Raw genomic sequence first — 21141 nt, forward strand, 5'->3', positions numbered from 1 at the left:
TGCAGCAGCGTGGATATCGACCGTTACGCAGGAACGACCCCTGAGCTCGATATCGGCGAGTACTTCGCCGGCCAGACGCGGGCCTGGGGCATGGTGCAGGACTATCGCGGCGAGGTGCAGCGGCGCTTCGTGGTCGACATCGACGGCGAGCACGATGGCACCACCCTGGTGCTCGACGAGCACTTCGTCTACGACGATGGCGAGACCGACCGCCGGGTCTGGACCTTCGAGCGCCAGGAGGACGGCCGCTGGCTCGGCAGTGCCAATGACGTCGAGGGCCCCGTGGAGGCACGGCAGGCGGGTCATGCGTTTACCATGACCTACCGTCTGCCGGTAGAGGTCTCGGGCCGCGAGATCACCTTCACCATGGAGGACTGGATGTTCCTGCAGCCCGACGGGCGCCTGCTCAACCGCACCGACATGAAGAAGTTCGGCATCACCCTGGCGCGCATCACCATCGTCTTCGAGCGCCTCGACGGCGACGCCACCAACGCAGACGCCCCCGACACCTGAGGTGCCGGGGGCGTCATCATGCTGCCGGGCGTGCAGGCCCAGGCTCAGTCTTCGTCGGCCGGCGCGTAGGAGCCATCGTCACGGTGGACCTCCTTGCCGGTCAGGCCCGGCGTGAAGACGCAGGCCAGGTGCATGGTCTTGTGGGCGCGCAGCAGGTGCTCGTCGTGCTGGTCGAGGATATAGATGTCGCCCGGCTTGATCGGCCAGATCTTGCCGTCGGCCAGGGTCTCCACCTCGCCTTCCCCTTCGATGCAGTAGACCGCCTCGAAGTGGTGCTTGTAGTGGATATGGGTCTCGGTACCCTCGTAGATCCGAGTGATATGGAAGGAGCAGTTGCCACCGTCGTCGGCCAGGCTCAGGCGGGTGCTGTCCCAGTTGCCGTTCTCGGCCTTGACCAGGCGGTCGGTCTTGCGGCACTCCTCGAGATTGCGAACGATCATATGATGTCTCCGTAAAAGGTCCTGTCCGGCCGGGCGCTCTTAAGCCCGACCGCCGGTGTCACCTGCGGGGCTGCCCCCACAGGTCAGCGTATCAGTTCAGCGCCTGCCTGGCGCTCTCTTCCAGGATGTCCAGGCCCTGCCGCAGATCCTCATCGGTGATGGTCAGCGGGCAGAGGCACTTGACCACCTCGCCGTCCTGGCCGCTGGTCTCGATGACCAGGCCGTTCGCGAAGGCCTGGTGGGTGATCTTGTCGGCGATCTCGCCGGTGCCCACGTCGATGCCGCGCATCAGGCCGCGGCCGCGCACGCTGGCCTCGATGCCCTTGGTGCCGAGCCAGGCGGCGATCTTGCCGAAGCGTTCGGCGACGACTTCACCCTTGCGCTGTACCTCGTTGGCGAAGCTGTCGTCGCGCCAGAAGTGGTTGAGGGCGGCAGCGGCGGTGGTGAAGGCCAGCGCGAAGCCGCGGAAGGTGCCGTTGTACTGGCCCGGCTTCCAGACGTCGAGTTCCGGACGCATCAGCACCTGAGCAAACGGCAGGCCGAGGCCGGAGAGCGACTTGGAGTTGGTGACGATATCGGGCACCACGCCGGCCTCCTCGAAGCTGAAGAACCTGCCGGTGCGGCCACAGCCCGCCTGGATGTCGTCGACGATCAGCAGGATGTCATGGGTCCGGCAGATCTGCTCCAGGCGCTTGAGCCACTCGGGGCTGCAGGCGTTGATGCCGCCCTCCCCCTGCACGGTCTCGACGATCACGCCGGCCGGCACGTCGAGGCCGCCGGACTTGTCGGTGAGCAGCTTCTCGAAGTAGTCCAGGGTGTCGGTGCCGTCACCCAGGTAGCCGTCGTAGGGCAGGAAGGTGCCGCCGACCGTCGGCACGCCGCCGGTGGCCTCGCGGAACTTGCGGTTGCCGGTGGTGGCCAGCGCCCCCATGGTCACGCCGTGGAAGCCGTTGGTGAAAGTAACGATGTTGTGGCGACCCTTGGCGTTGCGCGCCAGACGGATGGCCGCCTCCACGGCGTTGGTGCCGGTGGGCCCGGGGAACTGCACCTTGTAGTCCAGCCCGCGGGGCTTGAGGATCACCTCCTCCAGGGTCTCGAGGTAGTGGCGCTTGGCCTCGGTCCAGAAGTCCAGGCCGTGGATGATGTTGTCCTCGGCCAGGTAGTCGAGCAGCGCCTGCTTGATCTGGGGATTGTTGTGGCCGTAGTTGAGGGTACCGGCACCGGCCAGGAAGTCGATGTACTCGCGACCATTCTCGTCGGTGAGACGGGCGTTCCTGGCCTTGGTGAAGACCACCGGGAAGGAGCGTGAGTAGGTCCGGACTTCGGATTCCATGCGTTCGAGGATCTGGGTCTGCATTGGCGACCTCCTGTCGGTAGGTGAGTAACGGGAAAAAAGGCGTGCGCATGCCGTGGCCAGTCGCGGGACCGGCCAGGCGTCACGATGGGGGATCAGATGCGATCGGTCTGGAAGGGGCCGATGCGCACCAGGTTCTCCGGGTCATGCTCTCCGCCGAGCTGGTCGGTGGAGAAGTACTCGCGGCTGTTGAGCGGCGCCTGCCAGCGGTCGGCGAGGCGGCGGAACAGCCCCCAGGAGGCCTGGTTGTCGGGGGTGATGGTGGTCTCGAGGTGGTGCACCTCGGACAGTTCGGGGCGTGACATGACGGCTTCGACCAGGCGGCGGGCCAACCCGGTGCCGCGGGCCTTCTCGCCCACCGCCACCTGCCACAGGAAGTAGGTGTCCGGGGCGTTGCTCTTCACGTAGCCGGAGACGAAGCCGACGATCTCGCCCTCCTCGTTGGTGGCCACCGCGCAGCTGTCGCGGAACTGGGTGGCCAGCAGCAGGTAGGCATAGGCGGAGTTGACGTCCAGCGGAGGGCAGGACTTGACCAGTTCGTAGATGCCCCAGCCGTCATCGGGGTTGGGCTTGCGGATGAACAGCGACGAGCTCTCGGCGCCGACCACGGTGTCCGCCACGGTGGGGCGGGCAAGGTCGGCGGAGGGTGTGAAGGGTTCGGAAGTTGTCATCATGGCAGGTTCGCTGTGCGAATTTGACGAATACTATAACCAGCGCGGGCCGGCATTTCAAATTGTTGATTATTTTGGAAGGCCTTTTCCATAACAAATAATTATGGAGGTTGTCGCCCCTGCCAGCGATATCGCCTGCCGGAGCCGGGTCGCATGAAGGGATCGGCCCTCTGTTTGATCAGTCTAGTCCAGCCTGGCGACGGCGGCGGGCCGTAACGCCGTCGGGCCACTCAGGAGTGGCCCGACGGCTGCTGCCGTGATGCGGTTGGCATCGACGCCGCCCGGTATCACCGACGCGTCGGCGTGCGCAGGGTGACGAATTCCTCGGCGCCGGTGGGGTGGATGCCCACGGTGGCATCGAAGTCCGCCTTGGTGAGACCGGCTCGCACGGCGATGGCGATGCCCTGGATCACCTCCCCGGCCTCCTCGCCCACCATGTGGGCGCCCACCACAACATCGCTTGCGTCATCCACCACCAGCTTCATCAGGCAGCGCTCCTGGCTTCCCGACAGGGTGTGCTTCATGGGTCGAAAATCGGTGACATAAACGCGGATCTCGCCGCACTGCTGGCGGGCCTGCTCCTCGGAGAGCCCCACGGTGCCGATATTGGGGTGGCAGAAGACCGCGGTGGCAATGTTGCGGTAGTCCAGCGGGGCGGTCGGCGGAGTGTCTCCGAAGTGGTGGGCCACCAGGTGCATGGCCTCGGCCAGGGCCACCGGCGTCAGCTCGGGGCCGCCGGTGACGTCGCCCAGCGCCAGGATCGAGGGCAGCGAGGTCTCGAAGCGATCGTTGACCTTCAGGTGGCCGCTGTCGGCGAGATCGACTCCCAGCGCGTCCAGCCCCAGCCCCTCGAGATGGGGCTGGCGGCCGGTGGCCGCCAGCACGGCATCCACCTCGAGCACCTCGCCGCTGGTCAGGGTCACCGCCAGGCCGCCCTCGCCCCGTTCGATGCGCTCGATGTTGGTCTCGAAGTGCAGGTTCACGCCCTTGGCAGCCATCTGGTCACGGGTGAACTCGCGCACCTGCTGGTCGAAGCCGCGCAGGAAAAGGTCGCCACGATAGATCAGGTGGGTCTCGCTGCCCAGCCCGTTGAAGATGCTGGCAAACTCCACGGCAATATAGCCACCCCCCAGCACCAGGAAGCGCTTCGGGAAGGTGTCCAGGTCAAACACCTCGTTGGAGGTCAGGGCCAGGTCGCTGCCCGGGAATTCCGGCACCCAGGGCCAGCCGCCCACTGCCACCAGGATCTTCTCGGCACGGTGGGTCTCGCCGGCCACCTCGACGGTGTGGGGATCGAGGAGGCGCGCCCGGCCCTGGATCAGGCGCACCCCGGCCCCCTCCAGCAGGCGGGCATAGATGCCGTTGAGGCGCTTGATCTCGCCGACCTTGTTGTCGCGCAGGGTCGCCCAGTCGAACTGCGGCGCTTCGGAGAGCTGCCAGCCAAAGCCGCCGGCGTCCTCGAAGGCGTCGTGGAAATGGGCGGCATAGGAATAGAGCTTCTTGGGCACGCAGCCCACATTCACGCAGGTGCCGCCCAGATAGCGATCCTCGGCCACGGCCACCCGGGCACCGTTGGCGGCCGCGGTGCGCGCCGCTCGAACGCCGCCGGAGCCGGCGCCGATGACGAAGAGGTCCCAGTCATACTGGGTTTGGGTATTCTCGGACACGGGAATCTCCTGTTGCTGGGGGCCAGCGGCCCGGCACGTCGTGACGGCATGATAGCAGCCCGGCCGAGCCCTCGGCAGGCGTCGATTTGACCCACCCCGGGTCGCCCGGGTAAAAGTCTCCGCCAATGGTCGAATGGCCGCCGTCCCTCCCACCCCGATGCGAGCGTCACCCGATGAAGAAGGAAATCGAAGGCCTGCTGGAGAACAACCGCGCCTGGGCCGAGCAGGTCTGCCGCGACGACCCCGAGTTCTTCGCCCGTCTGTCTCGGCAGCAGAACCCCGACTACCTGTGGATCGGCTGCTCCGACAGCCGCGTGCCGGCCAACCAGATCATCTCGCTGCCGCCGGGCGAGGTCTTCGTGCACCGCAATGTGGCCAACCTGGTTCACCACAACGACCTGAACGCCCTCTCGGTGCTGCAGTATGCCGTGGAGGTGCTGGGCGTGCGCCATATCATGGTGGTCGGCCACTATGGCTGCGGGGGCGTGTGGGCGGCGGTAGCCGGGGGCGACAACGGCATGGTGGACATCTGGCTGCACTCGGTGCGCGAACTCTACAGCCGTCACCGCGACTCCCTCGCGTCGCTGCCCCTGGACGAGCAGGTGGATCGCATGTGCGAGCTCAACGTCGAGGCTCAGGTGATGAATCTGTGCCGTACCAAGATCATCCAGCATGCCTGGCAGCACGGCCAGGAGGTGTCGGTGCACGGCTGGGTCTACGGACTGGCGGACGGTCGGGTCAAGGACCTGAACTGCAGTATCTTCGGGCTCGACCAGATCGAGGCCCTCTATCGCATCGAGGGCCTCTCCCCGGCCGGCTAGTAGCGGTAACGGCGGTGGCAGCTGCGGCAGGTCAGGCTGAGATCGGAAAGCTCACGGGTCGCCAGCGGGTAGTCCTCCGCCTCGGCGGCCTCGCGCAGGGCCGATACCCGCTCCTCCAGGGCCGCGAAGCCGGCCTCGAACTCCTCCCACTCTTCCCAGATACGCGCCCGGGCCTCCGACCCTCGCCCATGGCTGCCTTCGATGAAGGCGGGCAGCAGGTGAGCCCCGCTGGCAAGTGCCGCCAGCTCCTCCAGGCGTGGTTCGGCGCCCCGGGCGTCACGATTGTTGACCAGATCGAAGCGTAGCTGGCGCACCAGACGTTCGATCCCCTTGAGCTCCTCGCGGCGCCAGGTGACGGCGTGGCGAGGGTCCTGGAAGTGCGGGCCCTCGTCGGCGGGCATCTCGGCCTGAAGCGGGCCGGCCGCTCCCAAGGCCAGCCCCAGGGCCATTCCCGGCGCCAAGACTGCAATCAGCGATTTCCGCAGCATCCACTCCTCCCCCTATGATCGTCGCTGCGCATCATGCCAGTCGAACCGGGCCCTGTCTGCCCTGCCCAGTGACCGGACGGAAGGCTACACTGGATCAGAAAGGCGTCAGACAAGCGTCTCGGCACTCCCATCAAGCAAGGATACTCAGGCCCAATGACGGAATCTGAACGCCAGCAGCACGACCATCTGGACGTCCTGATGCAGGCCTATACCGAGGCGTTGGCGGCCCATGGCGTCGACGGCGTGCTGCTCTACAGCGGCCGGCCGGCCCGCCATTTCGGCGATGATCAGGACACCAGCTTCGCCGCCTACGGCCACTTCGTTCACTGGACCGGCCAGGCGCAGCTGGCTCACAGCTGGCTGCTGATTCGCCCCGGCGTGCAGCCGACGCTCACTCTGCATGCCCCGGCGGACTTCTGGCACCTCCCCGCTCGCCTGCCCGAGGAGCCATGGGTCGAGCGCTTCCGGGTCGAGGCGCGCGAGTCCCCCGAGCCCCCGCCCCTGCCGCCGGGACGCTTCGCCGTGCTCGGCGATGTGACGAACGATCTGGCTCAGGCGCTGGGCGCCGAGGCCAACCCGCCTGGGCTGGTCGCCGCCCTGGACGAGCTGAGGGTACGCAAGAGCGACTACGAGGTGAGCTGCCTGCGCGAAGCCAACCGCCGCGCCATGGCTGGCCACCGGGCGGCTCGGGAAGCGTTCGAGGCAGGTGGCGCGGAGTTCGACATCCAGCTGGCCTACCTGAGCGGTGTTCGCCAGCGCGAGAGCGAGCTGCCCTACCCCAACATCGTGGGACTCAACGCCCACGGCGGCGTGCTCCACTATCAGCACTACGACACGGCGCCCCCGGCGGCGCGACGCAGCCTGCTGGTGGACGCCGGCAGGCGCTACCGCGGCTACTGCGCCGATATCACCCGCACCTGGGCGGGAGGCGATGCCACGCCCGAATTCGCGCCGCTGATCGAGGGCGTCACCGCCCTCCAGCAGCGCCTGATCACCGATCTCGCCCCCGGGGTGAGCTACGTGGCCCTGCACGAGCGGATGCACGAGGGGCTCGCCGCGCTGCTGGTGGCCCATGGGCTGGTGGATGCCTCAGCCGAGGCGGTGCTGGCAAGCGGGCTCACCCGCGCCTTCTGCCCCCATGGACTCGGCCACCTGCTCGGCGTGCAGGTCCACGATGTGGGCGGCCGCGTCGACGCCCGCGGGCAGCCGCAGCCGCCCCCCGCCGAGCACCCAGTGCTGCGCCTGACTCGGGAACTGGAAGCCGGCATGGTGGTCACCATGGAGCCGGGGCTCTATATCATTCCCATGCTGCTCGAGGCCCATCGCCATCGCCCTGAGGTGAATTGGGGGCGGGTGGAGCACCTGGCCGACCACGGCGGCATCCGCATCGAGGACAACGTGCTGGTGACCGCCGACGGCCCCGACAATCTCACGCCCCGGGAGCACTGAGTCCGCCATGATCGGTCAGCTGCATCGCGCCGACTTCGCCCCTCCAGCCGGGCTGGCCAACCGCCATATCCAGACGCTGCTGCCTCGTCTGCTGCCGCGTCGCCGCCTGCCCCACCGCCGGGAGACACTGACGCTGCCGGACGGTGACTTCGTGGAGCTTGCCTGGGTGGCGCCGGGCCCCGAGCATGAAGCCGCGCCGCTGTTCATCCTTTTCCACGGCCTGGAGGGTTCCTTCGACTCCCCCTATGCCCGGGAACTGCTGGCCGCGGCTGACGCCCTGGGGTGGCGGGCGGTGCTGATGCACTTTCGCGGCTGTGGCCGGCTGCCCAACCGCCTACCCCGGGCCTACCACAGCGGCGACACCGCCGACGCCTACTGGCTGATCGGACAGCTGGCTCATCGCTATCCCCGGGCGCTCAAGGTGGCCGCGGGGGTATCCCTGGGCGCCAACATGCTGGTCAAGCTGGTGGCAGAACAGGGCGGCGACGGCCTCGACCTGGCGGGCGCCATCGCCATCAGCGCCCCGCTGGATCTCGCCGCCAGCGCCGACTGCCTGCAGCAGGGCTTCACGCGGGTCTACCAGCGCCATCTGCTCGCCTCGCTCAAGGCCAAGGTGGCCCGACGGCTGGCCGATTTCCCGCTGGATCTCGACGCCGAGGGGCTGGGGCGGCTGCGCACCCTGCGCGATTACGACGACGTCGTCACCGCGCCGCTGCACGGCTTTCGTGATGCGGCGGACTACTACCGGCGGGCCTCCGCGGGGCGCTGGCTGGGTGAGCTTGAGCTACCCACCCTGATCCTCCACGCCGAGGATGACCCCTTCATGCCGCCGGACCTCTTCGACCGGCTGCCGCCGCCCGGCGAATCGGTGCGGGTCGAGCTCGCCCGTCACGGAGGGCACGTGGGCTTCATGGAGTGGCACGACGGCCGGCTGCGCTCCTGGCTGGCGCGCCGGGTGAGCCGCCAGCTCGAGGACTGGGCGCCGACCTTCGCCGGCCGGCCGCGTCGCCTGCCCGCCGAGAGCGAGCCGCCGGGGCGCTGACGGCGGCGAGAGGTTCCCCCGTCAGCCTTTCAGCCGATCACCGAAGCGCTGGGCCAGCTTGTGGCGCTTGGGGGGGATCACGAACTGGCAGTAGGCGTTGCCAGGGTTCCTGGTGAAATAGTCCTGGTGATAGGCCTCGGCGGGATGGAAGGTCTCCAGGGGCGCCACCTCCGTGACGATGGGAGCCGAATAGTCATCCGCCAGCTCGGCGATGACCTCCCGCGCCTGCTGAGCCTGGGCCTCGTCCAGGGTGAAGATGGCCGAGCGATACTGGGTGCCCACGTCGTTGCCCTGGCGGTTGGGCGTGGTGGGATCGTGCAGGGCAAAGAAGATCGCCAGCAGGTCGCGAAAGCCGATGACCGCCGGGTCATAGGTCAGCTCCACGACCTCGGCGTGGCCGGTGGTACCGCGGCATACCGCCTCGTAGCTCGGCGCCGGGTCGTGTCCCCCGGCATAGCCGCACACCACCTGTTCCACGCCCTCCACCAGGCGATAGCTGGCATCCAGGCACCAGAAGCAGCCGCCGCCCAGTACACAGGTTTCTGTCGCCATGTTGCATTCCCTCCGCGGGTTGTTGTCAATCACTCGGTGATCCTCGGCGGCTTGCCGGGACGGCTGAAGGCGTAGACCAGGTCCACCGCCTGGGCCGCCCCGGAGACCGCCTGCAGGTAGAGATTGCGCCACAGGGTATAGCGCAGCGTCAGCTCGGCGATGGGCGAGAAGACCCCGACACCATAGCTGATGCGCAGGTCATCGGTGAGCTGGCCGCTCACCACCACCTGGCTCTCTTCGCCGGTGCCGGCGGTTTCCAGGCCCAGGTCGGAGATGCCGAAGGCCTCACCGATGGCGCCCACGGCACCGCCGGTCTGGCCCAGGGTCAGGCCGATCAGAGCCTGGGTCAGGGCCCCGTCGGTATCGCTGTCGTCCGGGGCACGGCCGCGCAGCAGGTAGGAGAGTGCCCTCACCTCGTCCATCGCCGGCTCGGAGAAGACGCGCAGCTGAGGCTCGGCGGCGCTGCCGGTGACGCGCAGGCCGGCGATCACGCCGTCCTGGGTGACGTTGGGGTTGCGGATCGCCTCGAAGTTGAGCAGCGGCTGGTCCGGCGGACCGCTGAACAGCAGCTGCCCCTCGCGAATCAGCAGGTCCTGGCCATAGGCCCGGAAGCGGCCATCCACCAGGGTGACATCGCCGAACAGCTGCACCGGACCGCTCCGCTGGCGCACCTCCAGGGTGCCGGAAAGCCCGGATTCCAGACCATAGGCGGCCAGCTGCATGTCGGGCCCCAGGCGAAGCCCGATCTGCACATCAACCACCATGCCGGCCTGGGCCAGGGCCTGGGCGGCATCCGTGCCGACCTCGCCGTCGTCCATCCCGGCGGTGCGTTCGGCCTGGCGCTGGGCGCGCTCCTCATCCCGGCGGGTGATGATGATCTCGTCCGGGCTCGGCGCCACGGCGGAGGGTGGCAGTTCGCCCACCTCCAGGCGGGCCCAGGGCACCCTCACTTCGCCGCGAACCTGCAGCAGCGCCGGCGTCACCAGCACGGTCATGTCCGGCGCCAGGCGCAGGCGACCGAAGGCCGGCAGCACCGCCAGCAGCGGCTGGTCGCGGCCATCCAGCGCGATGCTGATGCGCCAGTCGTCGGCGCTGGGCCAGGCCGCATCGCCGCGAATGGCCAGGCGGCCCTCCTCGGCGGCAATGAAACCGTCGATGCGGCCCTGGTCGCCGGCCAGCTCGATCGCCAGTTCCCCGTCACGGACCTCCACCGGGATGTCGGCGCCGCGCAGGCGCAGCCCCGCCAGGGCGATGCGACCATTGAGGGCAGGCGTCTGGGTCGTGCCGGTGATGGCGACCTGGCCGTCGAGGCGCCCCTCCAGGGTCTCCATGCCCGCCACCAGGGTGCGATAGCGATCCAGGCGCAGGTCGTCCAGGGTCAGGCGACCATCGAGGCGAGCGACCCCAACCGGGTCGTCGATGGCCAGCTCGAGGCCCACGCGGCCGGCTTCGGCCAGGGTCAAGTCGAGGTCGACCTCGGCCCGGGTCGGGGTGGCGGAGACTCGGGCGGAGAGGCGAGAGGCCGGCAGCGACCAGGGCTGGCCGTAGGCGTCGAGCCCCTCGAGGGCCAGGTTGCTGGCCAGGCGCAGGTCGGCCTGCCAATCGCTGCCGCCCTGGCGCCATTCGGCCACCAGGTCGAGCTCGCTGTCGCCCTCCAGGGTCCATTCCTCCGGCACCCACTCCTCGAGCAGTGACATGGGCAGCTCGCGCAGCGTCAGGGCGGCGCGTCCGCTGTCCCCGGAGGCCTGGAGCGCCTCGCTCAGGCAGAGCTCACCACCCTGCTCGCGGCGCAGGCAGAAAGGCTGCACGGCGACGCTGCCGGCGAGCAGGTTGGCCTCGAAGGCCAGCGACTGGGCCAGGCGGACATCGCCGAACTCGGTGTCGACCTCCAGCGGCAGGAACTCGCCACGGTAGCGTTCACGGGCGCCATCCAGGCCACCCTCCAGTGTCAGCGCCGCCCGCGAGAGCGGCATGCCGCTCTCGGCCTGGGCCGCCAGGGTCAGGCGGTGGGCGGACAAGAGACCCTCGAGCCCCAGGGTGATCTCACTGAAGCGCTGGCCGGCGGCGTTGAGTCGTTCGAGCTCGAGGCTCACGTCCAGTGACGGGTCCTCGATGCCGCTTACTTCGGCACTCAGGCGCAGCGAGGCCACCCGGTGCTGGGCGAAGGCCAGGTCGTCGCCGCCGAGCTCGAGGTCGAGCTGGGGCGCCTCGAGGCTGCCGCCGGCGGTGAAGCGCCCGGCCAGGGTGCCGGAGAGCTCGTCGTGAAGGCTTGCCAGGTCCGGCATGTCCAGTTCGCCGGCCAGGTCGATGAGCGCCTCGCTGATCCGGCCGGTGGCATTGAGGCGATTCTCCCCCTGGCGGAAGTCGAGGGTGTCGATCTCCCAGCGCATCTCGCTGTTGCCGGTCAGGCGGGCGTCGAGGGACAGCGGCAGCTCCTGGAGCACGCCGCTGATGGAGAGGGTCGGAATGGCCAGCTGCCAGCCCTCTGCCGACTGGGTGAAGCTCGCCGCGATGTCGCCATCCAGGCGCCCGTCGAGGCCCTCCACGAAGCGCCCGGGCTCGACACGATCCAGGCGAGCCACCGCCTCCACGGCCAGGGCCTCGGCCCAGTCGACGCGACCACGTGTCACCAGGGAGCCGCCGGCCAGGCTCACCGCTAGCGGGGTCCAGGCGAAGTGCTCGAGATCGCCGCTGCCGGTCAGCGCCACCCGGGTGAAGGGGACCTCGGGACCCTCCACCATCAGCGAGGCGGCCAGCCGGTAGTCGGTCAGGCGACCCTCGGCGCGCAGGCTCAGCTCCTCCACCAGCCAGGGCTCGGACGGGGCCTCCTCGTCGTCGGGGATGGCGCCGGGCAGCGGCCACTGCAGCAGGTCGCTGGTCAGGGATGCGCTGAAGGGGAGCGTGGGCTCGAGGGCATCCAGGCGGGCGTCCAGGGCGGCGTTGATCGGCCCGTCGAGTTCGAGCCGGACCAGCAGGTCGGCCAGGCTGCCATCCAGGGCCAGGTCGATGCGTTGACCGGCGAGTTCGGGGAGCTGGTCCGGCAGCCAAAGTGCGCTCTGCAGCCGGGCCTGGAGCGGATAGCCGTCGCGCAGCGATACCCGGGCCTGGAGGCGGGCATCGGCATCGCGGCTGCTGACCTCGAGCGGATGGATCTCCACGTCGTGGCCGCGAGCGGAGAGCGTCAGCGCCAGTCGCTCGATACGGTACGCCACGGCACCCTCCAGGGCAGTGTCCTCCACCAGCAGCTCCGGCACCTCCAGGCGCAGCGGCAGGCGGATCTCGGGCAGCTCGCGGCGGGGCTGCTCCGCCAGCGGCGTGGCGGCGAGACCCTCGAGCTCGGCGGCCACCTCGGCGGGCAGCGGCGAATGCACGGCGATGGCGGCATCGATGGCCGCGGCAGAGATCCGCGGGCCCTCATGCTCGGCCTGGCTCAGGGCGAGCCGCGCCCCCGCCGAGAGGGGCAGCAGCAGCCGGGTGCCGGTCAGGCGCGTGGGCAGCAGGGTAATGCTGTCCTCCTCGGCCAGGGCGCCGCTGGTGAAGCTGTCCCAGCGCAGCCGGGTGCCGTCGGCCAGCACCACTTCCACGTCGTTGAGCACCAGGGCGCGCAGTTCGACCGGGAACGGCAGGCGGATCTCGTCCGGCGGCACCCCGGGGGCCTCTGGCTCCTCGTCGCTCTCCTCGCCCGCCCCGATTCGAATACGGGCACCTTCCACGGCCAGGGTATCGAGACACAGTCGACCCTTCAGCAGGCAGTCATCGCCCCAGGCAAGCTCGAGGCGCTGCAGTGCCACCCGGGCCGGGCCCGCCTCGAGCTTGAAGCCGTGCAGCACCAGGCGATCGAGAGGCGCGCCCTCATGGCTCTCCAGCTGGTAGAACCCCTGGCGCGCCCCGGCGTCCAGCAGTAGCCCCGTGCCCCATGGCGACAGCGCCAGGCCCAGGGCCAGGATGACCAGCCCCAGCAGGGTGATGGGCAGCACGATCAGCAGGCGAAACAGGGCCCAGAGCAGGCTCAGAACTCTGGACCGATGGCGAAGTGTAGGCGCCACGCATTGTCCTCGTCGTCGAAGGGATGAGCGATGTCGAAGCGGATCGGACCCACCGGGGAGATCCAGCGCACGCCGAGTCCGGCCCCGGTGTTAAGGTCATCGGGACCCCAGGACTCGAAGGCATCGCCGGTATCGACGAAGGCCGCGCCCCACCAGTCGCCGGTCACTCGGCGCTGGAGTTCCACGCTTCCGGTCAGCAGCTGCTGGCCGCCGGTCAGCTTGCCCTCCTCGTTGCGCGGCGAGAGGCTCTCGAAAGCGTAGCCGCGTACGCTGCGATCGCCGCCGGTGAAGAAGCGCAGCGAGGGGGGAATCTTGCTGAAGTCATCGGTCTCGATGGCGCCGATGCCCAGGCCGGTCACCAGGCGCGTGTCATCGCCGAACAGGCGAATCCACTGGCTTTCGCCGGTCATGCGCAGGAAGTCGGCGTCCGAGCCCCAGGCGCTGTCGGAGACCTCGAAGGCGACGCGCTGGCGATCCCCCCAGCTGGGAAAGGTGGGGTTGCGGGTACGGGTACGCGACCAGCTGACGCCGGGATAGAGGATCACCACCTGCTCCTTCTCGCCCGCCTGGGTGAAGTCCTCGAAGGTGCTGCGCACGTAGATGGTCTGCACCCAGCGGTTCTCGAACTCCCAGCGCCGCGCGCCCTCCAGCGTCGCTTCCAACGTGCGGGTATCCCGGTTGTCGCGATGGCGAAAGCCATACTGGAAGCGGTAGCTGTCGCGCAGCGGGTCATCCAGGGGCATGTTGTAGACGCCGGCGAAGCGCTGCTCCGGTGCGGAGATGAAGAGGTCGTGGTCGAGCCCATGGCCATACCGATTGATCCACGGCTGGTCCCAGGAAAAGCGCAGGCGCGGCCCCACGTCGGTGGCAAAGCCCACCCCCACCTCGAACTGGTGACGGTCGGCCGGCGTGAGGGTCACGTCGATGGGCACCTCGGGGGGGCCGCGCCGCACCAATGATACGGCGGCATCCACCGCCGCCATCTCGATAACGGGTGCATCGTGCTCCGCGGACTCGGCATCGAGCTCGGTCAACCAGCCGTCAGCGTCTACGGGGGCCGCATCACGAATGAGCGCCTCGCCCTCCATCAGTCTTGGGCGCACGCTGATGGAACCGAACCAGCGGGTCTGGCCGAGGCGCTGGTTGTAGCGGGCCAGCTCGCCGGCCAGGTAGGGGTCGCCGGGGGTGAAGGTGAGCATGTTGCGCAGGCGCTCGGGCTCGATATGGCTGCCGCTGAGGGTCACGTCACCGAAGCGATGGCGGGGGCCGCTGTCCAGGGCGAGATAGAGACGTGCGCTCTCGGCGAAGGGGCGCACCTCCATGCGCCGGTCGGTGAAGCGCCAGTCGAAGTAGCCCCGCTCCAGGGACAGGTTGGCCAACCGTGCCCGCAGTCGATCATAGGGGGCATGAACCAGCGGGTCGCCTTCGGCCAGGGGAAAGGCGTCGATGGCCTCCTGGAAGGGAGGGTCCTGGCGGGCATCACCGGCAAGGCGAAAGGAGAGGCTCTCGATGGTGACGCGGGGCCCGGGGTCGATCACCAGCTCGATGTGGCGCGGCGGGTCGCGCTCATCCAGGCGCAGCTGGATGTCGGGTTCGTAGTAGCCGTAGACCCGCATCGCCTCGCGGGCGCGGCGCTGGGCCTCCCCCTCCACCCGGACGCGACTGAACTGCTCGGGGTCGAGCCCATCCAGATAGTGCCGGATGTTGTCGGCCACGTTCCCTTCGATGCCGTCGATGCGCACATTCAGGGCTTGGGCCCAGCCCGGCATCAGGGCCAGGGCGGCCACCAGAGTCGCGGTTCCCAGGCGTATTCCCAAATGATTCTCCATCTCTCGACGCCTTCGTCCCGTGCGACTCGTGTTCATGCCCGCCGGCTCGCCTGCATCAGGGACGCAGGGCCTCCAGGCGCGCACTGAAAGCCAGCTGGGTCCGTCTCAGCTCGCCGATCTCCATCTCCAGCGCGGCCAGGCGCGCCGCCATGGCATCGTCACTCCTGCGCTCATCATCCCTTGCCTCGGCCAGGGCTTCAACCTCGGCCCCCAGGGTGGCCAGGCGCTCCTCCAGGGTCTGCCGCTCGCGCTCGGCGGCCGCCTCTGATTCGTCGAGGCGGTCGGCCAGGACCTGTTGATCTGATGCCAGGCGCTCCAGGGCATCGTCCTGGCCGCTATCGGTGGCCACGGCGGCGAGGCGCTCGTCGAGCTCCTCCAGACGGCGACTCTCCCGCGCCAGGATCTCGAGCAGATCGTCCAGTTGCCCCTGATGGGTCTCCAGGGTGTCGCCGAGGGCCGCGCGCCCCTCGGCGCCTGCCCGCTCCAGGGCATCCAGTGAGACCTGGGTCGCCGCCAGCATCGCCTCCCGGGTGGCGGCGGACTCGGCGACACGCACCAGACGCTGCTGCAGGGCCTCCAGGCGCGCCTCCTGAGCCTCCAGACCCGCGGCGAGATCCTCCTCGAGCACCGCCAGCAGGCCATCATGGGCCTCGTTGCGGCGCGCCTGGGCGGTGAGGCGCGCCTCGATGTCCGACAGCGCATCGCCCTCTCCGAGGGCGGTATCGAAGCGCGCGTGAACGTTGGACAGCTCCCCTGAGAGACGAGCCAGATCAGCGTTTAACCGCGCTCGCTCCTCCCAGGCCAGATAGCCCCCCCCGGCCCCGGCGGCGATCAGTCCAAGTACCAGCAGCCACAGTGGCCACACCCTCGGTGGGGGGGGGCCGCGCCGGCGCTGGGACGCCAGGCTGGCCTCGGGGTCGGGCACGATGGCAGCGGCATGGCGGCGGTCATCATGGCGATCAGCCATGGTCAACTCCTTCTCTGACAGTGGGCGGGGAGCAAGATTGGCGCTCCCTGCGACGGGTGCTATGATGCCGCGGCACCCTGTACAGCGTCGCCGTAGTGTAAGGTTTTTTTGCCCCACGGCGCACGGGATCCGGCCAACGGAGCGGCCCCCTTGAAGCCCGGGCAAGTCGTACCCACCATGGATGGACGCTGAGACTCACCGCAAGATCGAGGAGAAACTGAATGGCATTTGAACTGCCCGCCCTGCCGTACGACAAGACTGCACTCGAGCCGCACATCTCCGCCGAGACCCTCGAGTATCACTACGGCAAGCACCACCAGGCCTACGTGACCAAGCTCAACGAGCTGACCGTAGGCACCGCTGATGCCAGCAAATCTCTGGAAGAGATCATCAAGTCCTCCTCCGGCGGCCTGTTCAACCAGGCGGCCCAGGTGTGGAACCACACCTTCTACTGGCACTGCCTGGCGCCCAACGGCGGCGGCGAGCCCAGCGGCCCCCTGGCCGAGGCCATCAACGCCAAGTTCGGCTCCTTCGCCAAGTTCAAGGAGACCTTCAATGCCAACGCCGTGGCCAACTTCGGTTCCGGCTGGACCTGGCTGATCAAGACCGAGGATGGCGGCGTCGACATCGTCAACACCAGCAACGCCGATACTCCGGTCGCCCACGGCCAGACCCCGCTGATGACCATCGATGTCTGGGAACATGCCTACTACATCGACTATCGCAACGCTCGCCCCAAGTACCTGGAGAGCGTGTGGAACGTGCTGAACTGGGAGTTCGTCGCCCAGAACTTCGCCGGCTGATCGGCGAGCACGTTGGGCGTCACCGACGCCCTGCAGCGACAGGCGGCCCCGCCATTGGCGGGGCCGCTTGCGTATGCCGGGAGCTCCCCGGATACCGTCAGGGATCCGCGCGGCGGCCGATTCCCCGATAGTGCAGCCCCTGGGCGGCCACCCAGCCGGGATCGAAGATGTTGCGGCCGTCCAGCAGCAGGCCCTCGCCCAGCAGGGCGCTCAGCCGGTCCCAGTCGGGGTTCCAGTAGGCCTTCCATTCGGTCACCAGCATCAGCGCGCAGGCGCCCTCGCAGGCGACGTGGGGATCGCCATCGAACACCTCCAGCAGCGGCTGCTCGCCCACCTCGTCCAGCAGCGCCGGAATCGCCGCGGGGTCGTGGAGGCGCACCTTCACCCCCTCGGCCCAGAGGGCCCGCAGCAGGCGCAGCACCGGGGCGTGATCGATACGCGCCGTGCCAGGCTTGAAGGCCGCGCCCCAGATGGCCACGGTGCGCCCCTCCAGCCGCCCGTGGAAGTGGGCCCACAGCTTGCGAAACAGCGTCTCCTTCTTGTGCTCGTTGATATCGAGCACCTGCTCGAGCAGCGCCGAGCGGCGCCCGCTGGCGGACTGGACGTCGGCCAGGCGCATCAGATCGCGAGAGAAATTGGGGCCACCGAAGCCGCAGCCGGGGTAGAGATACTCGTAGCCGATGCGCGAATCGGCGCCCATGCCCTGTCGCACATACTCCACGTCGACCCCCAGGCTGTCGGCCAGGCCGGCCATCTCGTTCATGTAGCTGATGCGGGTGGCCAGCATGCCGTTGATGGCCAGCTTGGTGAGCTCGGCGGCGCGGCGCGGCATGCGCTGGATCACCTCGCTGCGACGGTTGAAGGGCCGCAGCAGCTCGCGCATCCGCGCCTCGGCGCTGGCATCGTCGCTGCCGAGCAGCCAGCGCGCCGGCCGGGTAAAGGTATCCCAGGCGCGCCCCTCCTCCAGCAGATCCGGCAGGGACACCGTCCGGCCACTGCCGCCAAGCTGGGCTTCCAGGCGCTCGGTCTCACCCACCGGGAAGGTGGAGTTGTTGACCACCAGCAACTCTCCCGCGTCGTCGCAGAGCGCCGCGAGCAGCTCTCCCAGGTCGCTGCGCTGCCCGGGCGATACCGCCAGCCAGACCACCTCCTGTTCACCCGGGCATGCCGCGTCGAGGCCGTCGACGCGCCGCAGGCTGCCGCTTTCACGCGACTCGGCAAGCTGAGCCAGCAGGCGGGGTTCACGCCGCAGCCAGTCGGCGTGCTCGAGCTGCGCCCAGGGTGTGTCGGGGTGGGGGAGCCAGGTGACACGGTGACCCACCGAGGAGAGCGCGGCGGCTGCCGTGGCCGCGGCCAGTTCACTGCCGTGAATCAGTACTCGCATCGCGTCAGACCTCGCCGGCGTAGCGGGTGAGCAGCTCGCGGAAGCCTTCGCCGTAGCGGGCATGGCGTCGCCCGTAGGCGAGAATCGCCTCCAGATAGCCGAGCTGATGGCCGCAGTCGTAGGTCTTGCCGCGCATGCGGAAGGCATCGACGCCCTCACGCTGCCTGAGGGTCTCGATGGCGTCGGTGAGCTGGATCTCGCCGCCGGCGCCGGGGGGCGTCTCGGCCAGCAGCCCGAAGATGCTGCCCGGCAGCGCGTAGCGACCGATCACCGCCAGGTTGGAGGGTGCGGCCTCCACCGCCGGTTTCTCCACCACGCCATCCAGCGGGCGAGACTCGCCGGGGGCGGGGATCTCGCCGCCGGTATCGACGATGCCGTACTTGTAGGTCTGTTCGCGGGGCACCTCCTCCACCATCAGCTGGGCGCGGCCGCTGTCATCGAAGGCATCGAGCATGCAGCCCAGGTCGTTGCGGTCGAGGCCCTCGCCGTCCACCAGCACGTCGGGTAGCAGCACCGCGAAGGGCTCCTTGTCGCCCAGCACAGGACGGGCGCAGAGCACGGCGTGGCCGAGCCCCAGGGGTTCGGGCTGGCGCACGCTGATGATATTGACGTCGTCGGGCACGATGCTGCGCAGCTCGGCGAGCAGTTCGTGCTTGCCCTTGGCCTCGAGGCTCGCCTCGAGCTCGAAGTGCTTATCGAAGTGGTTCTCGATGGCCGACTTGCTGCCGTGAGTGACCAGTACGATGTCGCGGATGCCGGCGGCCACCGCCTCGGCCACCACGTACTGGATCACCGGGCGGTCGACGATGGTGATCATTTCCTTGGGAATCGCCTTGGAGGCCGGCAGGCAGCGGGTGCCGAAGCCGGCGACGGGAAGCACGGCCTTCTTGATCATGGTGAAATCCTTGTCCGTAAGTCATCGTCAGTGGATGTCGGCGTGCGGGGCAGACGCTGTGGCAGGCCCACCCTGTCACGCCGGGTAACTCCCGGCCTCTGCCATGGGAATGCGGCCTCGAGAGCGGGTAGAATACCCTTCATGATACCGGACGAGCTTCGACCTGCCACTGTGTCGACTCGGCAACAACTCAAGTTCAAGAAAGCATCTTGATGTCAGAACGGAGAGCTCAGATGGGCGCAACGCAAACGCAGGTGGGCAACGTGGATCCCGGCGAGATCGCCAAGTTCGAGGCCCTGGCCAGCCGCTGGTGGGATCCACAGAGCGAGTTCAAGCCACTGCATGAGATCAACCCGCTGCGCCTGGACTTCATCGATGCCCGAGCCGGACTCGCCGGCAAGCAGGTGGTGGACGTGGGCTGCGGAGGTGGCCTGCTGGCCGAGGCCATGGCGCACCGTGGTGCGCGAGTGACCGGCATCGATCTCGGCGAGGCGCCCCTGGCGGTGGCCAGGCTGCACGCCGAGGAGAGTGGCGTCGAGGTCGACTATCGCAGGATCAGCGTGGAGGCGCTGGCCGACGAGAGGCCCGGCGAGTTCGATGTCGTGACCTGCCTGGAGATGCTCGAGCATGTGCCCGACCCCGCCTCGGTGGTGCGCGCCTGCGCCGCCCTGGTCAAGCCCGGCGGCCAGCTGTTCTTCTCCACCCTCAACCGCAATCCCAAGGCCTATGCCCTGGCGATCCTCGGGGCGGAATACCTGCTGCGCCTGCTGCCCCGCGGGACCCACGACTACGAGAAGTTCATCCGCCCGGCGGAGCTGGCCGGCTGGTGCCGCGCAGCAAAACTCGACATTCAGGAGCAGAGCGGCCTGGTCTACAACCCGCTGACCCGGCGCTACCGCCTGCACCCCACCGACGTCTCGGTGAACTACCTGATGCACTGCCGCCGGGAGCCCGAGTGATCACCCCGACGCGTCCGGCCGCCCTGCTCTTCGATCTGGACGGCACCCTGGTGGACACCGCACCGGACCTGGCCCGGGCCACCAACGCCCTGCGGGCCCACCACGGGCTCGCCCCTCTGCCCTATCGGGTGATTCGCGCCCAGGTCTCCAACGGCGGCAGCGCCCTGGTGACCCTGGCGCTGGGCCTGGCGAAGGAGGCCGCGGGGCACGACCCGGCGCGCACCTTCCTGCTGGCCGCCTACGGCCAGGCGGTGGCCGACGAGAGCCGGGTCTTCCCTCCCCTGTCGCCGCTGCTGGCCGACTGGGAGGCCGCTGGACTGCCCTGGGGAATCGTCACCAACAAGCCACGAGCCTATGCCGAACCTCTCGTCGATGCCATGGCCCTGACGCCAGGAGCGCTGCTGTGCGCCGATGACTTGCCGGTGAAGAAGCCCGACCCCGCTCCGCTGCTGGAGGCGGCCCGCCGCCTGGGGGTAGCGCCGCACGCCTGCTGGTACCTGGGTGACCACCTGCGCGACATGCAGGCTGCCCGTGCCGCTGGCATGGCGGCGGTGGCAGTGGGCTGGGGCTATGTGGAGGAAGGCGACGACTATCGCCTATGGCCCGCCGATCTCTGGTTCGAGACCGGCGAGGCCCTGGCAGCGGCCATCGCCTCGACTGAGATGACTCCCACCCGCTGATCAGGAATTTGATCTGGTCGCCCTTCCCGCCGCCCATGATACTGGGCCATATGGCAGCCGTCCGTTACGGTTGGCGTCACGCGCCCTGGCGGAGGGGCCCCACGATGAAGCACTGTCCGCACTGCACGAGTTGTGGCATCCAGAGAAATCGACGCGCCCTGTGGCGTCGCATTCTCAGGCGTCCCCAAACCTATAGGTGCATCGATTGCGGGGCGAGCTTTACCCGAGCGCAGCTCCTCGACCCGACACCCCCCCGAGCTCCCGATCGGCGTTCGCCTGCCACCGGACCGCAACCGCTCGCGGCGCTCGGGAAAGTGGTGCCGGCCGTGGGGCCCCTGTCAAGCCGGCCCTCAGGACCATTACAGTCGTCACGACGCCTGGGCAAGGAGGCGCTCAATGGGCTTCAGGGGGTGCTGCAACGTGTCGGGGGGTTGCCCATTCGAGTCTGGGTGGTCAAGCAAGTGGATGCCGACACTCTGCACCTCTGCGGCATCGGTACCCTCTATCATCCCCATCAGCGGCCCTGGGTCGCGCTGGACGCCCTGGGTCAGCACTGCTACCAGGGCGGCGTGCGCCTCGGA

The 21141-nt window shown here is 68.7% G+C and carries 18 protein-coding genes; 7 read left to right on the forward strand and 11 right to left on the reverse strand.

Annotated elements, in window-relative coordinates; genetic code table 11:
• Positions 1–513, forward strand: a 513-nt coding sequence (locus tag IBX53_RS08105) for a DUF3833 domain-containing protein (protein WP_290907727.1), incomplete at its 5' end; no start/stop codon positions are given.
• 44 nt (positions 514–557) lie between these two features.
• Here the strand turns inward: IBX53_RS08105 and IBX53_RS08110 are convergent.
• From IBX53_RS08110 to gorA, 4 genes are all read right to left on the reverse strand, one after another.
• Positions 558–953 (reverse strand): ectoine synthase, encoded by a 396-nt coding sequence (locus IBX53_RS08110; protein ID WP_290907731.1) that lies wholly within the window; start codon positions 951–953, stop codon positions 558–560.
• A gap of 91 nt (positions 954–1044) precedes the next feature.
• Entirely contained in the window at positions 1045–2310 is a 1266-nt protein-coding gene (gene ectB / locus IBX53_RS08115; protein WP_290907734.1) for a diaminobutyrate--2-oxoglutarate transaminase, read from the reverse strand.
• Between the two features lie 92 nt (positions 2311–2402).
• A complete protein-coding gene (ectA, locus tag IBX53_RS08120) occupies positions 2403–2981 on the reverse strand; it encodes a diaminobutyrate acetyltransferase (RefSeq protein ID WP_290907737.1) in 579 nt (192 codons plus the stop codon).
• Positions 2982–3265: 284 nt separating this feature from the next.
• Positions 3266–4645 (reverse strand): glutathione-disulfide reductase, encoded by a 1380-nt coding sequence (gene gorA, locus IBX53_RS08125; protein ID WP_290907739.1) that lies wholly within the window; start codon positions 4643–4645, stop codon positions 3266–3268.
• Positions 4646–4818: 173 nt separating this feature from the next.
• Here gorA and can point away from each other — a divergent pair, with 173 nt between their 5' ends.
• On the forward strand, positions 4819–5466 hold the full coding sequence (can, locus tag IBX53_RS08130; protein ID WP_290907743.1) for a carbonate dehydratase: 648 nt from the start codon (positions 4819–4821) through the stop codon (positions 5464–5466).
• Here can and IBX53_RS08135 read toward each other — a convergent pair.
• Positions 5463–5954: a cytochrome c gene (locus IBX53_RS08135; protein ID WP_290907746.1), complete on the reverse strand. Its 492-nt coding sequence runs from the start codon at positions 5952–5954 to the stop codon at positions 5463–5465. The two genes, can and IBX53_RS08135, sit on opposite strands and share 4 nt — an antisense overlap.
• Before the next feature lie 153 nt (positions 5955–6107).
• Between IBX53_RS08135 and pepQ the strand changes: the two genes are divergently transcribed.
• Both pepQ and IBX53_RS08145 read left to right on the forward strand, forming a co-directional pair.
• The gene (gene pepQ, locus IBX53_RS08140; RefSeq protein ID WP_290907748.1) at positions 6108–7403 is read left to right on the forward strand and encodes a Xaa-Pro dipeptidase; all 1296 of its coding nucleotides are present in this window, start codon (positions 6108–6110) and stop codon (positions 7401–7403) included.
• Positions 7404–7410: 7 nt separating this feature from the next.
• Positions 7411–8445, forward strand: a complete 1035-nt coding sequence (locus tag IBX53_RS08145; protein WP_290907752.1) for a hydrolase — start codon at positions 7411–7413, stop codon at positions 8443–8445.
• Positions 8446–8466: 21 nt separating this feature from the next.
• On the opposite strand, the gene msrA is transcribed toward IBX53_RS08145, so the two are convergent.
• The 4 genes from msrA to IBX53_RS08165 all read right to left on the reverse strand — a co-directional run bounded on the left by msrA (position 8467) and on the right by IBX53_RS08165 (position 15839).
• Positions 8467–8997, reverse strand: coding sequence for a peptide-methionine (S)-S-oxide reductase MsrA (gene msrA / locus IBX53_RS08150; protein WP_290907756.1), 531 nt, complete (start codon positions 8995–8997; stop codon positions 8467–8469).
• Between the two features lie 29 nt (positions 8998–9026).
• Positions 9027–13043: a translocation/assembly module TamB domain-containing protein gene (locus IBX53_RS08155; protein ID WP_290907759.1), complete on the reverse strand. Its 4017-nt coding sequence runs from the start codon at positions 13041–13043 to the stop codon at positions 9027–9029.
• Positions 13007–14860, reverse strand: coding sequence for an autotransporter assembly complex family protein (locus tag IBX53_RS08160; RefSeq protein WP_367171546.1), 1854 nt, complete (start codon positions 14858–14860; stop codon positions 13007–13009). Before IBX53_RS08160 ends, IBX53_RS08155 begins: the two co-directional genes overlap by 37 nt.
• A gap of 67 nt (positions 14861–14927) precedes the next feature.
• Positions 14928–15839 carry a hypothetical protein gene (locus IBX53_RS08165; protein ID WP_290907763.1) on the reverse strand — a complete coding sequence of 304 codons (912 nt, stop codon included), beginning with the start codon at positions 15837–15839 and terminating at the stop codon, positions 14928–14930.
• A gap of 221 nt (positions 15840–16060) precedes the next feature.
• On the opposite strand from IBX53_RS08165, the gene IBX53_RS08170 reads away from it, so the two are divergent.
• A complete protein-coding gene (locus tag IBX53_RS08170) occupies positions 16061–16642 on the forward strand; it encodes a Fe-Mn family superoxide dismutase (protein WP_290907766.1) in 582 nt (193 codons plus the stop codon).
• A 97-nt stretch (positions 16643–16739) separates the two neighbouring features.
• On the opposite strand, the gene IBX53_RS08175 is transcribed toward IBX53_RS08170, so the two are convergent.
• Both IBX53_RS08175 and IBX53_RS08180 read right to left on the reverse strand, forming a co-directional pair.
• Complete coding sequence (locus IBX53_RS08175; protein WP_290907768.1) at positions 16740–18026, reverse strand: UDP binding domain-containing protein; 1287 nt, start codon at positions 18024–18026, stop codon at positions 16740–16742.
• A 4-nt stretch (positions 18027–18030) separates the two neighbouring features.
• Positions 18031–18921 (reverse strand): UTP--glucose-1-phosphate uridylyltransferase, encoded by an 891-nt coding sequence (locus tag IBX53_RS08180; RefSeq protein WP_290907770.1) that lies wholly within the window; start codon positions 18919–18921, stop codon positions 18031–18033.
• A 233-nt stretch (positions 18922–19154) separates the two neighbouring features.
• Between IBX53_RS08180 and ubiG the strand changes: the two genes are divergently transcribed.
• Both ubiG and IBX53_RS08190 read left to right on the forward strand, forming a co-directional pair.
• Positions 19155–19880: a bifunctional 2-polyprenyl-6-hydroxyphenol methylase/3-demethylubiquinol 3-O-methyltransferase UbiG gene (gene ubiG, locus IBX53_RS08185; protein ID WP_290907773.1), complete on the forward strand. Its 726-nt coding sequence runs from the start codon at positions 19155–19157 to the stop codon at positions 19878–19880.
• Positions 19880–20560, forward strand: coding sequence for an HAD-IA family hydrolase (locus IBX53_RS08190; protein WP_290907776.1), 681 nt, complete (start codon positions 19880–19882; stop codon positions 20558–20560). The genes ubiG and IBX53_RS08190 overlap by 1 nt, the downstream gene beginning before the upstream one ends.
• The last annotated feature ends 581 nt before the right edge of the window (positions 20561–21141 follow it).

The sequence above is a fragment of the Halomonas sp. genome (assembly GCF_014859505.1).
Classification (GTDB): domain Bacteria; phylum Pseudomonadota; class Gammaproteobacteria; order Pseudomonadales; family Halomonadaceae; genus Halomonas.

Bases quoted from the DNA above. Each gene is read 5' to 3' on its own strand.
- IBX53_RS08110 (WP_290907731.1), bottom strand. From the start codon at position 953: ATGATCGTTCGCAATCTCGAGGAGTGCCGCAAGACCGACCGCCTGGTC.
- ectB (WP_290907734.1), bottom strand. From the start codon at position 2,310: ATGCAGACCCAGATCCTCGAACGCATGGAATCCGAAGTCCGGACCTAC.
- ectA (WP_290907737.1), bottom strand. From the start codon at position 2,981: ATGATGACAACTTCCGAACCCTTCACACCCTCCGCCGACCTTGCCCGC.
- can (WP_290907743.1), top strand. From the start codon at position 4,819: ATGAAGAAGGAAATCGAAGGCCTGCTGGAGAACAACCGCGCCTGGGCC.
- IBX53_RS08135 (WP_290907746.1), bottom strand. From the start codon at position 5,954: ATGCTGCGGAAATCGCTGATTGCAGTCTTGGCGCCGGGAATGGCCCTG.
- pepQ (WP_290907748.1), top strand. From the start codon at position 6,108: ATGACGGAATCTGAACGCCAGCAGCACGACCATCTGGACGTCCTGATG.
- IBX53_RS08145 (WP_290907752.1), top strand. From the start codon at position 7,411: ATGATCGGTCAGCTGCATCGCGCCGACTTCGCCCCTCCAGCCGGGCTG.
- msrA (WP_290907756.1), bottom strand. From the start codon at position 8,997: ATGGCGACAGAAACCTGTGTACTGGGCGGCGGCTGCTTCTGGTGCCTG.
- IBX53_RS08165 (WP_290907763.1), bottom strand. From the start codon at position 15,839: ATGGCTGATCGCCATGATGACCGCCGCCATGCCGCTGCCATCGTGCCC.
- IBX53_RS08170 (WP_290907766.1), top strand. From the start codon at position 16,061: ATGGCATTTGAACTGCCCGCCCTGCCGTACGACAAGACTGCACTCGAG.
- IBX53_RS08175 (WP_290907768.1), bottom strand. From the start codon at position 18,026: ATGCGAGTACTGATTCACGGCAGTGAACTGGCCGCGGCCACGGCAGCC.
- IBX53_RS08180 (WP_290907770.1), bottom strand. From the start codon at position 18,921: ATGATCAAGAAGGCCGTGCTTCCCGTCGCCGGCTTCGGCACCCGCTGC.
- ubiG (WP_290907773.1), top strand. From the start codon at position 19,155: ATGGGCGCAACGCAAACGCAGGTGGGCAACGTGGATCCCGGCGAGATC.